The organism is Dorea sp. OM07-5, assembly GCF_003481355.1.
GTDB lineage: Bacteria > Bacillota > Clostridia > Lachnospirales > Lachnospiraceae > Dorea_D > Dorea_D hominis.
Genome location: NZ_QUKZ01000006.1, coordinates 132382 through 145816 on the forward strand (window position 1 = coordinate 132382; position 13435 = coordinate 145816).

The 13435-nt window shown below is 39.0% G+C and carries 6 protein-coding genes; all 6 read left to right on the forward strand.

Annotated elements, in window-relative coordinates; translation table 11 throughout:
• Positions 1 to 23 precede the first annotated feature (23 nt).
• The 6 genes from DXC04_RS07735 to DXC04_RS07760 all read left to right on the forward strand — a co-directional run bounded on the left by DXC04_RS07735 (position 24) and on the right by DXC04_RS07760 (position 13342).
• Positions 24 to 2300: a rhodanese-like domain-containing protein gene (locus tag DXC04_RS07735; RefSeq protein ID WP_118660661.1), complete on the forward strand. Its 2277-nt coding sequence runs from the start codon at positions 24 to 26 to the stop codon at positions 2298 to 2300.
• A gap of 174 nt (positions 2301 to 2474) precedes the next feature.
• Positions 2475 to 4235 (forward strand): fibronectin type III domain-containing protein, encoded by a 1761-nt coding sequence (locus DXC04_RS07740; protein ID WP_118660663.1) that lies wholly within the window; start codon positions 2475 to 2477, stop codon positions 4233 to 4235.
• A 308-nt stretch (positions 4236 to 4543) separates the two neighbouring features.
• The gene (locus tag DXC04_RS07745; protein WP_118660665.1) at positions 4544 to 7300 is read left to right on the forward strand and encodes a leucine-rich repeat domain-containing protein; all 2757 of its coding nucleotides are present in this window, start codon (positions 4544 to 4546) and stop codon (positions 7298 to 7300) included.
• A 201-nt stretch (positions 7301 to 7501) separates the two neighbouring features.
• The gene (locus tag DXC04_RS07750; protein ID WP_118660667.1) at positions 7502 to 9325 is read left to right on the forward strand and encodes an Ig-like domain-containing protein; all 1824 of its coding nucleotides are present in this window, start codon (positions 7502 to 7504) and stop codon (positions 9323 to 9325) included.
• Positions 9326 to 9344: 19 nt separating this feature from the next.
• A complete protein-coding gene (locus tag DXC04_RS07755) occupies positions 9345 to 11291 on the forward strand; it encodes an FIVAR domain-containing protein (RefSeq protein ID WP_118660669.1) in 1947 nt (648 codons plus the stop codon).
• A 5-nt stretch (positions 11292 to 11296) separates the two neighbouring features.
• Positions 11297 to 13342 (forward strand): leucine-rich repeat domain-containing protein, encoded by a 2046-nt coding sequence (locus DXC04_RS07760; RefSeq protein WP_118660671.1) that lies wholly within the window; start codon positions 11297 to 11299, stop codon positions 13340 to 13342.
• Positions 13343 to 13435: the final 93 nt, after the last annotated feature.

Here is a 13435-nt window from a genome sequence, read left to right on the forward strand (position 1 = left end):
CATTACATTGGAGGAAATGCGTGATGAAAAAGAAAATCAAAAAACAAGCACTGGGATTGCTTGCCTTAGTTTTGGTTATGGCAGTTGCATTTACTGCAATCCCGAGTGAAGCGGCATCGAAAAAGCCAACAAAGATGTCACTCAAAGTTACAGCGAAGACGATTGATATCAAAGGACATGCAACGATATCTGTAAAATCCGTCAAACCGTCAAAAGCAAGCAAAGCGGTAACATTCAAATCCGGCAATAAAAAGATTGCAACCGTATCATCCAAGGGTGTTGTGACAGGAAAAAAGGCTGGAAAAGTTAAGATTACAGTAACAGCAAAGGCAAATAAAAAGCTGAAAAAGTCGGTAACAATGAAAGTAAAAGATTTAAAACCGACAAGCATTTCAATCAGTGCATCAAAGGCAGCATTATATGTTGGTGGGACAAAGACATTGAAATCGACAGTTAAACCGTCAGGTGTGTACTGTCCGGTAAAATGGTCATCCGGCAATAAAGCAGTTGCAACAGTAAGCAGCACCGGAAAGATTACAGCAAAGAAGCCGGGAACAGCAACAATTACTGTTCGCGCAACACAGAAGAACAATAAGAAAAAATACCTGGCAAAGAGCTGCAAGGTAACGGTGAAAGTGAAAAATGTTCCTAAGAGACAGGTGTATGTATCACCGGAGTGGTATAAGAGTGCGGCAGAAGGACAGCAGCCTGGATATGAACATGTGTTTTTAGCAGAAGTTGCCTATGGCAAGACAGAAAATGACAAAGCTTATAACGAAGCACATATTCCGGGAGCGGTTCATATCAATTCCGATGCAGTAGAGTATGACGACTGGAATCTGGATGGAATCGACGATCAGCAGCTATATGAAGAGACAGAAGTAAAACCAGAAGACAATTTCAATATCCGAAGTGCAAAGCAGCTTGGAGAATTTCTAAAAAACAACGGAATCACCAAAGATACCAAGGTAGTACTGTACGGAAGAAGTGCATCGGATTCCAGTGTTACACGAGTAGCATTCGCTATGTTATACGCCGGTGTAGAAGATGTCAAAGTGATAGATGGTGGCATGACAGCATGGAATAAACTAGGATTACCGACAGAGACAAAAGTAAATGAAGCAACAGCCGGTGGCACAGATTATACGTTTGGTACGATGATTCCGGCACATCCGGAATATATTCTGTCCACCGATGATGCAAAAGAAAAGTTACAGAATGATGCTAATTTCCGCCTTGTAAGTATCCGTTCGGAGAAAGAATTCCGCGGCGAAGAGACAGGATATTCCTATATTAAATATGCAGGTGAACCGTTAGGTGCAGTATGGGGACACAATACAGACGATGGAAGCTATATTGAAAATGGAAAAGTAGTCGGACTTAATAAAGTGAAATCCATTCTTGCAGAATCCGACTCATCCCTCGATAATGAATTATCCTTCTACTGTGGTACCGGTTGGCGTGCAACGATTCCATTCTTAATTTGTTATCAGAATGGGATAAAAAATATCAGCGTCTTCGATGGCGGCTGGTGGGCATGGCAGGTAAACTGGCAGAAAGAGCCGGAAAATTGGCCAATCCAGAAAGTTTCACCGAAAGATGCCAAGACTTATGGTCAGCTGAAATTTGCAAAAAAAGAAGTTACAACAGACAGTGAAGGACATAAGCTGATGGCGCTTGAGGCAACTGTTGCCGAAAATAAACTGACCTGCTGGCCGGCGAGAGTTCGTAAGAACATAATATATGGTTATGGTTCCGAGTTGAGTAATCGGATTGTTAATGTAGATCAGGATGGAAAAGTGAATACAATTGGCTTTGGTAATGCAACTATTACGGCAAAGACAACAGCATCAGAAGAAGTAAGTTATAAAGTTGCAGTGTCAAGGGGCGAAGATTATCTCATGCGGTGGGATGATATGTATCTGGATGCAGATACTGTTCTGAAAAGGGTAAAAGCCGGAACATTGAATGTTCTCGACATTCGATTTGAAAAAGAAGTAGTAGGCGGTGTTGAGGCAGGATATGCAGCCGGACATATCGAAGGATCTATGTGGGCGCCTGCATGGCCGACGAAGACAGCAGAAGCACAGGCGAATGTGCGGAAAGAAGAAGCGAAGATCAAAGATCTGGATGTTCCGACAGTTATTGTATGTATGGCTGGTGAGCAGGGAGCTCAGCGTGCGGCAGCAGTCCTGATGGATGCAGGGGTTGCGAAGAAACAACTGTATATTCTGACCGGTGGTGGCAAGAATCTGGTGTTGAATTACAAAGACCAGCTTGTAACCGGAACAGAGAAATAAAAAGAAAGCGTGGCTAAAGACCACGCTTTTTTGCATTATAATATATAGATAAAACAAATAAATCGGATAATATATTTATAAAAACGATTAGACACATATCATAAAAGAAGGTAAAATGAAAATGTAAAAGAATGTCTAAAATCAACGGATTAAAAAAAGAAAAGGAGAAACGTTATGGGGAACAAGAAGAGAATTTTGGCTTGGATTCTGTCCCTTGCAATGGTCTTTGGATTGTTTGCAGGACAGGTGAGTGTAGCAAAAGCTGCAAGTTTAGGTATCTACAAGTTTGAACTGGAATCAGACAAACTCCCAAGTGAAGGTGGAGAACTTGTCGTAAATATTCAGTTTGATGACTTTTCAACAACAGACATCCCGATTTATTATCAGTTGAAGAAAGCTGTCAGTGAGTATGAGTATGAAGTAGTAGAAGGATATGATAATGTAGAAGGTCAGGTTGTTGGTAACAAACTCAAAATAAATATCCCAGCAAACAAAGAAACAAAAGATGTCAAATATAAACTGATTGTAAACCTGACAAGTGGAAAATTTGAAACTTTATGGGGAACGGCAGAGACTGGTGCAAAGAGAGCAACTTTTACTGTTGCAGCAGCAACAGGAACAGAGCCTGGAACTCCTGATACACAAAAAGTTTTACCAGATGAGAGCCATTTCCGCGCAAGAGCAGTAGATCAGAATGGCAATCCGGTAGCTGGTGTAAAATTTGATGTAAAAAATTCATACAACAATTTAACTCCAAAGTCAGTAACAAGTGATGCAAATGGTGTAGTTGAAATTGCAATTGATCAGTATGACATTGATGCAGCAAAAACGATTTCTCTCGCAGAGAATGATAAGTGGGAATGTGAAACAACACATAGTTATACGACATATTACTACGAAGGAAAAATTGAGAAGATTGATGGACAGAATCTCAAAGATATCAATGAGGAATTAGTATATGTTCTGAAAGAAAAAGGTGCAGTAGAAAAAGCTGACAAAGCAGCATTAAAAGCAGCAATCGACGAAGCAACAGCAATCGATACAGACAAATATAGTGCCGGAGTAGAAGAACTCAAGAATGCACTTGCAGAAGCAAATACAGTATATGCAAATGAAAAAGCAACACAGACAGAAGTAGATGCACAGGTTACAAAAGTAAAAGCAGCAATCGCAGCTTTAGTAGAAAAAGCTGACAAAGCAGCATTAAAGGCAGCAATTGATGAAGCAACAGCAATCGATACAAACAAATACAGTGCAGGAGTAGAAGAACTCAAGAGCGCGCTTGCAGAAGCAAATACAGTATATGCAAATGAAAAAGCAACACAGACAGAAGTAGATGCACAGGTAAAAAGCTTAAAAGCAGCAATCGAAGCTTTAGTTGAAAAAGAGCCGGAACCACAGCCAGAAGTAAAGAAGGTTGGATCTGTTGCACTTAAGACAACTGTTTACACATACAATGGAAAAGTGAAAAAACCAGCTGTAGTTGCTAAGAATGATAAGAAGAAAGTTATTTCGGCATCTGATTACACAGTGAAGTATGCAGCAGGACGTAAAAATGTTGGTAAATATTCTGTAACAGTAACATTCAAAAATGGTTACAAAGGAAAATATACAAAAACATTTACAATCCTTCCAAAAGCAACAAAGATGAGTTCTGTAAAAGCAGCTAAGAAAGCTTTCACAGCAAAATGGGCAAAACAGTCTGTACAGACAAGTGGATACCAGGTACAGTATTCTACAAGCAAGAACTTTAAGAAGAGCGTGAAGACATCCACAATTACTAAGAATAAGACAGTTTCTAAGACAGTTAAGAAATTAAAAGCGAAAAAGACATATTATGTACGTGTTCGTACTTACAAGACAGTAAAAGTAAATGGAAAATCTGTGAAATTATATTCAGGATGGTCATCAGCTAAATCTGTTAAAACAAAATAATAAATATGAGTTGCATAATAATTTAAGAAAACGGTGTGTGAGAAAATTAAGATTCTTACGCACCGTTTTCTTTTTATAACACAAATTATGGCATATGAAAATTATCTATAAGTGTTATACAGAAAATGAATTTACAAAGAGTAAGCTTCTCGTTATAATTAATTTTGGTACTATATAGATGTATTAAAATAGAGAGGAAAATAGTAATGAACTGGAAAAAATTAGGACAAAAAATTACAGTAGCGTTACTGGCAGCTATGTTATGTGCGGGAAACATATCTATGGCAGCCCATGCAGCAGATGCGTGAGTGAATGTAGAGGAAGAGGATGTCTTCCAACCGGCACCAGAAGATGTGATCCAGGACTGGATGTTAAACTGGGTTATCCGTGGTGTGACACTCGATCAGAGTTATAAAAAAGAAGATTATAAACCAATTACACCGGAACGTTTTGAAGGGCTGAAACAGTTTACTTTCTCAGCAGGTACACATCCGGAAGCATATCCGGAGACATTGGATATTTATGTACACAGCTTAGAAGGACTACAGTATGGTAAAGATCTTTACAAGATTGATTTATCTTACAATAAGATCAAGGACTTAAGCCCGCTTTCAAAATTGACGAATCTTGGTGATTTAAGATTTTACATGAATGAGCTTACAACGCTCAAGCCACTTTCCGGCTTAGTGAATCTGGAACGTTTGAATTGTGGGTATAACACAATATCAGATCTTACACCGTTAAAGAAGATGAGCAAGCTGAAATATCTGGCGATGGAATCTAACAACATCACAACGCTGAACGGTTTAGAGGGATGTACAAGTCTGCAGGAAGTAACACTGCGTAATAATAATATTACTGATATTTCTGCACTGGAAGGTGTTACGAATATAGAGAAGATGCTGTGGCTTGGAGATAATAAGATCACAGATATCAGTGCTCTTAAGAATATGACAAAGTTAAAAGAACTTGATCTTATTAACAATCAGGTTTCAGATATTACTCCACTTGCAAATCTTAGAAATCTGGAATCTTTGAATCTGGGTAATAATAAAAATATCTCAGATATTACACCGCTGACAGAGCTTACAAAACTTACAAAGGGTAAATTGAACTTAAGTGGTACAAAGATTGAGACAAAGAAAGATTTATTATTCGAAGTAATAAATGTAAATCGTTTGATTGAGAAGTTTAATGCGAATACAGTAGAACTTGGTGACAAGACAAATGTGATTGCTGCAAGAAAAGCATATAACAAAGCCTCCGAAGATGCGAAATCCTATATTAATGAGAATCGTATCAGCGTTGCAGAGAAGAATATTAAACTTTTAGAAGAAGGAAAGGCTGTTGAGCCAGACAGTTCTCTTTCCAAATACGATAAGTACTATGAAGCAGACAAATCTACAATTAATATTTTTGTTGGCAATGCTGACAGACAGCCACTGAAAAATGTAAAATTCAGTGTGAAAAAGCAGGGCTCCGATGAAGTGCTTTCTGAAATCAGTACAGATGGCAACGGAATTGCAGAGTACACATTCCCGACAGCAGTAAAGACACTTACATATAATATTTCACTGAATGAAGAGTCTAAATTTACCGGAGACAAAGATGTGATCACAGTTGAGGTGAATGAAGAAGGACAAATTGGTAAGATTAATGGAACAGCAGTTGATAAGCCATCCATTAATCGTACACTACAGCTGAACGCAGGTGAGACACTTTGTGTAAATAAACAGAATCTTGAGAAAGCAATCAAAACAGCGGAAACAGTTAAAGAGGCTGGGCACACAGAAGAGTCTTATAAAGCATTGAAAAATGCACTTGCTCAGGCAAATAGTGTCAATAAAAATGAAAACGCGACGCAGGAGCAGATCGATGCAGCAGAAGAAAAACTGATCAATGCCATTGATGGACTCGAAAAAGGACCGGATTACAAGACACTGCACATCGCTTTTGTAGATAGTAAAGGTGTTGCAATTCCTGGACTTAAATTTACGGCTGGAAATTCCTGGACACCGGGAACTACAGAGATAGAGTCCGATGCAGATGGACTTGCAGAATATACGACACAGGGCAGATCTTATAATTACTATACAATAGACATGCGTGAATCGAAAAAGTATGAAAAAGTAAGAATTCGTCTTGTAGAAGAACAGTCAAAAGTAACGAAAATAGAAGTATATTATGTGAAAGGCGAATATGGCGCAAACAGTGAACTTATAAAGTCGATCACTGTAGATGACCCTGCGGATCTTAGTTTCGTTGTAGAAGTAGCAGAAAAAGAAAAAGAAAAGCTTGATCTGAAAGGACTTCAGACTCAGCTTAGTATTGCAAGAGGACTGAAAAAGGCTGATTATACAGAAGAATCATGGAACGTTTTCTACCCGGTATTCTGGGAAGCAAATGAAGTCAGAAATAATGAAGATGCAACTCAACAGGAGGTAGATGAAGCAAGAACGAAGCTGGAGCAGGCTATAGCAGGACTGGAAAAGATTGCAAAGCCAGAACCAGAACCGAAGCCAGAACCAACACCGGAAGTAAAGAAAGTATCTTCTGTTGCACTTAAGACAACGGTTTACACATACAACGGAAAAGTAAAACGTCCGACAGTTGTAGCGAAGGATGATAAGAAGAAAGTAATTTCATCATCCAACTACAAAGTAAAATACGCATCTGGATGTAAGAATGTCGGCAAGTATTCCGTAACCGTAACATTTAAAAACGGATACAAAGGAAAATATACAAAGACATTTACAATCATTCCAAAAGGAACGCAGGTGAAGTCCGTGAAAGCAGCAAAGAAGAGCTTAAAGGCAACCTGGGCAAAACAGTCGACACAGACAAGTGGATATCAGCTACAGTATTCAAGAAACAAGAGTTTCAAGAGCAGCGTAAAAACTTCCACAATTTCTAATAACAAAACCGTTTCAAAGACCGTAAAGAATCTGACCGCGAAGAAAACTTATTACGTTCGCGTTCGTACATACAAGAAGGTGAAAGTAAACGGAAAGACAATGAAATTATATTCCGGATGGTCTACAGTTAAGAAGACAACAGTAAAATAATTAAATCCATTTTATGAGCAGGAAACCCTTACAATAAGGGACCTGCTCATTTGTTATATAGCAATAATATACAATAGATGACATCTATAAAAAGGCTCATTTATCAATGAAATCGATTGGAAGGAGTGCGGAGGATATATTACAATAAAAGTAAAGAAACGTAATGATTTAACGAAGAATTACAAGAAAAATGGAGGGAATATGAAAGGGAAAAAGATACTTACAGGCTTACTTTGTGCGGCTGTTGTGGGGAACTTGGTCGCAGGCGTTGCACCGGGGATGATGTGCGGTGTAAGCGCTGCGAGCGCACAGACAAGTACAGAACAGAAGAAAGTTGTGCAGACTACAGATGAGCTGGAACAAAAAAGATACAACGGAGTACCGGGATATCAATACAAGGATATTTACGCGACGGATCGTGTGACAGTGAAAGGAATAAAGGTCAATGAAGTAGTAATTGCTTCAGCTAATCCAATCGTTATGCGACCAATGACGAAACCAGTTAAATTTGTAATCTATAACACGACTAAACAGGAGACGGAAGGCGAAGTAACAGTAGAAAATGGAAAACTTCCGGACTTAAGTCTCGTCAATAACAATAACTATATGATCTATGCGCAGGATGAAGAATACCGTACACCGATTCTTTATATCTGGGTAAAAGAAGGAAAGATTTACAATATTAAGAAAAACATCCAGGATAATGACGGACAGATGATTTACGATTATCCAGAAGTGGATGAATTTAGAATGTACAAGAGAGATCCGAACAAAGTATACGATAAGCTGGAAAATGATATGCGTGTTGGAATCAGCCTGCCGGTGTACTATAAAAATGGAACAGGACTTTTAAAAAATGTAAAGCTCAAGCTTGTAAGTCCGGTGGAGACATTAGAATGTACTACCGGGGAAAATGGAAGATTGCAGACAGAGCTTCTGGAAGATCAAAATTACATGGTAGTAATTGAGAATGAACAATGGGATATGGATTCATTTCCACTTGTAGCAAAAGATAAATCTGAGTACGGTGCAGGAAGATATGCGTACAATCATTCCAGCTGTGCAAAGGTAGATGAGCTTCGACTAGTAGATAAGAACGAGACACATCATTCGGATACAATACTTGTAAGCAAATCAGGTGATACGAGTGTGACAGGAATCAATTTCAAGGATATGCTTTTATATGAGAAATCTTTAAGCAAAGATCTTGTGAGTGAACTTCCGAATAAAGACTATGAAGTCCTGGACATCAGTGTCGTAAATCCACATCGCTGGGAAAGAGCGAAACTTGCAGCCGGAGAATTTCAGGTAACAAGAAAAGTTCCGGAAGGAAAAACAGTAAAGAACGTATATTACCTTGATGGAGAGAAGCAATTAAAGAAGCTGGCCTTTGAAAATCAGAAGACGAAGAACGGCACTGATGTTCAGTTTACAATGCACAGTCTGGGCATGTATCCGGTCGTAGTAGAATATGGAAAAGCAAGTGATTTGCAAACGATAAAGGTAAGCAAGGTGCAGGTGACTGGAGCATCCAGGGATATTGCAGCAGGGAAGAAAATTCAGTTAAAGGCAAAAGTATCTCCTGCAAAAGTAACGAATAAAAAAGTGAAATGGACAACTTCCAATAAAAAATATGCAACTGTAACTTCTGCCGGAAAAGTTACTGTAAATAAGGCAGGAGCAGGAAAGAAGGTTACCATAAAGGCAACAGCGGTTGACGGAAGTAAAAAGTCCGGAAGTTATACGATTCGTATAAGAAAACATGCCGTAAAGAAAATCACATTAAAGGCTTCTGACACATTAAAGAACGGAAAAGCAATTACAGTTAAAGCGACTGTAAAAACAACCGGAAAAGATGTGAATAAACAACTGGCATGGAATAGCTCAAATAGCAAATACGCAACAGTTACTGCGAAAGGAAAAGTAACAGCAAAGAAAGCGGGAAAAGGAAAGACAGTAAAAATAACCGCAAAGGCAACGGATGGAAGTGGTATTAAGAAAACCATTAAAATCAAAATAAAATAAAATACAAAGGAGGAAGATTATGAAACAATTAAAAGCAAAACTTCTTGCAGGTGTGCTTACAGCAGCGATGGTGCTTGGTACATTTGCAGGAGCAGCACCTTTGACGGCAAAGGCGGCAAGTCATGCGACAGAACTTGCAGTTCGCGCAGTGGATGAATCAGGAAAAGCTTTAAGTGGCGTGGAGCTTGTCTTTGAAAAAGATGGGGAAACTTATGATTTTGCCACAACAGATGAAGATGGAGAAGCATACTTGGATGAAAATGATTTTACTGATCTTGTTATGGCAAACATGGATGCTGCGGACGGTGATGGAACAGGATTTGGAATCTATGAAGTAAAACCCGCATCAGGAAGCGGATATACACTTGCAAATGATTCCATAAAAATGGATGTACAAAATTCTGGTGAAAGCTGGGGATATCCTTGCATTGTATCTGTAAATGGAAAAGCATATGCAGGGGAGACTGTTGATCTGGCACTAAAGGTGATAGAAAGTGAAAAACCAGTAGAACCAGTAGAGCATCCAAAGACATTGAACGTAAAAGTAGTAAATGAAAAGGGTCTTCCGGTAGAGGGCGTACACTTAGAGATCTTCTCTCCGAATTGCTGTAGGAATTCATTCGCACAACCGACAGATGCGGTCGGAACAGCAAGCTATACACTGTCACAAAGAGAAGGAATCGGTATGCCATTTGCGATAGCACTTGCAGAAGGCGAAGATTATGAAATCGTTACACCGATTGAAAATATTTATTTTGAAAGAGACACAAACCAGAATGAGAATTACATCGCTAAAGTAAATGGACAGGAATACAATGGCGAAGAAGTAAAGCTTGTTGTAAAAAAGAACGAACTAAGTATTTCAGAGGTATCTGGCGCAGGTGCAGAAGTAAGTCGCGAGGGTGGTACAGCTACAATTACTGTGAAAGGAACAAGTCTTCCTGCAAAGTTCTATTACGTAGTACACTGTTATTCACCAAAAGGAGTCTTATTAAGCCAGGTGGAAGAAAAAGAAGCGGAAGCAAAAGGTACAGAAACTCTTCGTACATTTGAAGCAGAATTCCCGTCTGTTTTACACCTTCCGAAAGCCGCATACTGGGAAATCGGAGTAGAGACTATTCCAAATTCAGAAGATGGATATTATATGGCAAAAGGCGAGAATGGTGTCAAGATTGCAGGAACAGTAGTGACAGAGGAATCGAAAAACACAATGGTAGAAATCTTCACAGAGGCTGGAAAGAAAAATGAATCTGATTATACAGCAGAGTCATGGAATGTTTATAAGAATGCAGTAGAAGCTGCAAAGAAAATTGCAGAAGATAATAGTGCAACAAATGCGGAGTTCCAGAATGCGATTCAGGCAGTGAAAGATGCAGAAGCAGCATTGGTAAAAACTGAACCGGAGAAACCATCAAATCCGGAAAAACCGGCTAAACCGGAAGTAAAAGTAGCTTCTGTAAAACTTGCTAAGACAAGCTATGTATACGATGGAAAGGTAAAGAAACCTGGCATCGTTGCTAAGAACGACAAAGGCGAGAAGATCACAAGCAAAGACTATACAGTAAAATATGCTGCAGGCTGCAAGAATGTCGGAACTTACACTGTAAAAGTTACTTTCAAGGGAGACTACAAAGGAACATTTACAAAGACATTTAAGATCAATCCAAAGGGAACAAGCCTTTCCAAAGTGAAAGCTGCAAGAAAGAGCTTCAGCGCAACATGGAAGAAACAGAGCAAACAGACAAGTGGATACCAGTTACAGTATTCTACTAATAAGAAATTTGCAAAATCTGTAAAGACAACAACAATTACAAAGACATCCACTGTAAAGAAAACAGTGAAGAAATTAAGCGCAAAGAAAACTTACTACGTAAGAGTGCGTACTTACAAAAATGTAAAGGTCGGAAAGAAGACAGTGAAAATGTATTCTGGATGGTCTAAAGTGAAGAGTGTAAAGGTGAAATAAAGCAAATGAAATTGAAAAACAGAGTAAAGAAAAACGTCGCAATGCTAATGACCGGAATTATGCTCGCTACATGTGCATGGACAGGCAATGTCTATGCACAAGCTAGAGGATGTTCCGGGCTGGCAGAAAAGGATGTCTATTATCCGGAGAAGGAAGATGTCGTTCCGGATCCAATACTTAATTGGGCGATTCGTTCGGCAATGAGTAAAAATGATCAGAAGTTAGTACTGACAAAAGAAGATGTAGCATCCTCGACTGTACAGTACATTTTTTATGAATCCAGCTCCAATCCAAATGGATTTAAAAACTGGAAAATGCCATGGTATGTGGAAAGCCTGGAAGGTTTGCAATATGCCACATCCGCAAAGCAGATTGTAATCGGATTTACAGTGTACAAAGAGGGCGCAAGAATTAAAGACCTTACGCCACTTTCAGGATTAAGTCAGTTGGAGCAGTTATTCTTAAAAGGTGATGGGATCACAGATATTTCCGCGCTTAAGAGTCTGACGAATTTGCGTAGTCTGCTACTCAATGAAAATGAGATTACAGATATTTCTGCGATTGCAAATATGAAAAAACTGACGCGTTTAAGTCTGATTCGTAATAAAGTTTCAGATATTGCACCGGTTGGTCAGTTGGCAGAGCTTAGAACATTAGATGTATCTTATAATGCATTGAAAAAACTTCCGGATATGAGCGGACTTACAAGCCTTACATCATTAGATGTGTCAGACAATCCGGATCTTACAGATATTGCATCAGTAAGCAAGATTAAATCGCTGGAGAGAATCAGCCTTACGGGAGATTCGAAAGTAAAGGATATACGACCACTGGCAGAGCTGACATCACTAGACAAAGAAATGACTTATCTGCCTGATAATTCAAAGAAAGAGGATCTGTTTGCCGCAATCGAAGTGAATAAATATATTGATGAATTCAGTATCAGTAATATGAGTGCAGCAGATTTAAAAACCGTGCAGAAGGCATTGGATACATATGATAAGCTGACAGAGGAACAGAAAACTTATATCGATGAAAAGAAAATTCAGGCAATTAAAAGCAATAAAGAAAAGATTGAAAAAGGTGAGGCACCGGATGCTTACCCAGAGTACGAGAACGAGTCGAATGCAATTTGGGATCGCATTGAAATCAGAGTGGTAGATAAAAAAGGCGTTCCGATGGAGGGTGTGAAATTTGTAAAAGAAAAGACTACACCTTACGTAAAAGACACGGAGGAGCTTGTCAGTGATGAAAATGGTATGCTCATCGTTCCACATAAGATGATGGATACTATTTACGATAAGATTGCAATCAGACCGGCAGATGAATATATTGCAAATCCAGAAGAAATCTATTATACCGTTTCTTATGGAGTAGAAGGTGGTCCGCCGAGAATGACAGCAACTGTCAATGGGGTGAAAGCAACCGGAAAAGAAAAGCTGAAGTTTGTATTAAGTAAAGCGGGCGAAGAAGAGTCAAAGCCGGAGCCGACACCGGAGCCAAAGCCGGAACCAACACCGGAAGTAAAGAAAGTAAAATCTGTAACACTTTCTAAGACAAGCTATGTATACGATGGAAAGACACACAAACCAAGCATCGTTGCTAAGAACGACAAAGGCGAGAAGATCACAAGCAAAGACTATACAGTAAAATATGCTGCAGGTTGCAAGAATGTCGGATCTTACACAGTAAAAGTTACTTTCAAGGGAGACTACAAAGGAACATTTACAAAGACATTCAAGATCAATCCAAAGGGAACAAGCCTTTCCAAAGTAAAAGCTGCAAGAAAGAGCTTCAGCGCAACATGGAAGAAACAGAGCAAGCAGACAAGTGGATATCAGTTACAGTATTCTACAAATAAAAAGTTCGCAAAATCTGTAAAGACATCTACGATTTCTAAAAATACAACTGTTAAGAAAACAGTGAAAAAATTAAGTGCTAAGAAAACTTACTATGTAAGAGTTCGCACATACAAAAATGTCAAGGCCGGAAAGAAGACAGTGAAGCTGTATTCTGGATGGTCAAAAGTTAAGGCAGTGAAGACGAAATAGTAGAGAACGAAGAGAAGGCGTTCACTTGCTATAAAAGGCAGGAGAAAGCCTTCTTCTTGCATAGATACTATGAATAAATGAATCGCTTTATTG

What these genes read in the sequence shown, in the direction of transcription:
- DXC04_RS07735 (WP_118660661.1), top strand. Translation starts at nt 24, where the DNA reads ATGAAAAAGAAAATCAAAAAACAAGCACTGGGATTGCTTGCCTTAGTT.
- DXC04_RS07740 (WP_118660663.1), top strand. Translation starts at nt 2,475, where the DNA reads ATGGGGAACAAGAAGAGAATTTTGGCTTGGATTCTGTCCCTTGCAATG.
- DXC04_RS07755 (WP_118660669.1), top strand. Translation starts at nt 9,345, where the DNA reads ATGAAACAATTAAAAGCAAAACTTCTTGCAGGTGTGCTTACAGCAGCG.
- DXC04_RS07750 (WP_118660667.1), top strand. Translation starts at nt 7,502, where the DNA reads ATGAAAGGGAAAAAGATACTTACAGGCTTACTTTGTGCGGCTGTTGTG.
- DXC04_RS07760 (WP_118660671.1), top strand. Translation starts at nt 11,297, where the DNA reads ATGAAATTGAAAAACAGAGTAAAGAAAAACGTCGCAATGCTAATGACC.